Origin of the sequence: Pseudomonas fluorescens, assembly GCF_902497625.1 — a bacterium.
In the GTDB taxonomy this organism is placed as follows: domain Bacteria; phylum Pseudomonadota; class Gammaproteobacteria; order Pseudomonadales; family Pseudomonadaceae; genus Aquipseudomonas; species Aquipseudomonas fluorescens_BQ.
The window spans coordinates 1-1,165 of sequence record NZ_CABVGX010000123.1; the positions used below are offsets into that span (position 1 = coordinate 1).

Below are 1,165 nucleotides of genomic sequence, written 5' to 3' on the forward strand. Positions count from 1 at the left end.
CACGCCGTCGGTGGCCAACATCAAGGCTTACGCCCAGATCGTTCGCGCCCGGGCAACGCTGCGCCAGTTGATCGGCATCGCCACCGAAATCGCCGACAGCGCCTTCAATCCGGAAGGCCGCACCGCTGAAGAAATCCTCGACGAAGCCGAGCGACAGATATTCCAGATCGCCGAGGCCCGGCCTAAAACCGGCGGCCCGGTGAGCGTCAACGACCTGTTGACCAAAGCCATCGACCGCATCGACACCTTGTTCAACACCGACAACGCCATCACCGGACTGTCCACCGGTTACACCGACCTTGACGGGATGACCAGCGGTCTGCAGCCGGCCGACCTGATCATCGTCGCCGGCCGTCCGTCGATGGGTAAAACCACCTTTGCGATGAACCTGGTGGAAAACGCCGTGTTGCGCAGTGACAAGTGTGTGCTGGTTTACTCGCTGGAGATGCCAGGTGAATCGCTGATCATGCGTATGTTGTCCTCCCTTGGGCGTATCGACCAGACCAAGGTCCGTGCCGGACGTCTGGAGGACGACGATTGGCCACGCCTGACCTCGGCGGTCAACCTGCTCAACGATCGCAAGCTCTTCATCGATGATACGGCCGGTATAAGCCCGTCGGAAATGCGCGCGCGGACTCGACGCCTGGTGCGTGAGCATGGGGATGTCGGCCTTATCATGATCGACTACCTGCAATTGATGCAGATCCCGGGCTCTGGTGGCGATAACCGCACCAACGAAATTTCTGAGATTTCCCGTTCCCTGAAAGCCTTGGCCAAGGAGTTCAATTGCCCGGTGGTGGCGCTGTCCCAGCTCAACCGCTCATTGGAGCAACGGCCGAATAAACGTCCGATCAACTCCGACCTTCGAGAATCGGGAGCGATCGAGCAGGATGCTGACGTGATCATGTTTGTGTATCGGGACGAGGTCTATCACCCGGAAACCGAACACAAAGGCATCGCCGAGATCATCATCGGCAAGCAGCGGAACGGACCGATCGGTACGGCCCGACTGGCGTTCATCGGTAAATACACCCGCTTCGAAAACCTCGCGCCGGGCAGCTACAACTTCGACGACGAGTAACCCTGTCGGATCCTGTGGCGAGGGGGCCTTTGTGGCGAGGGGGCTTGCCCCCGGTGGGCTGCGCAGCAGTCCCTTTTTTTGGGG

Annotated in this window: 1 protein-coding gene; it reads left to right on the forward strand. The window is 59.9% G+C overall.

Going from position 1 to position 1,165, the window contains the following annotated elements:
* Positions 1-1,081, forward strand: a 1,081-nt coding sequence (dnaB, locus tag F8N12_RS27545) for a replicative DNA helicase (RefSeq protein WP_150583134.1), incomplete at its 5' end; no start/stop codon positions are given.
* Positions 1,082-1,165: the final 84 nt, after the last annotated feature.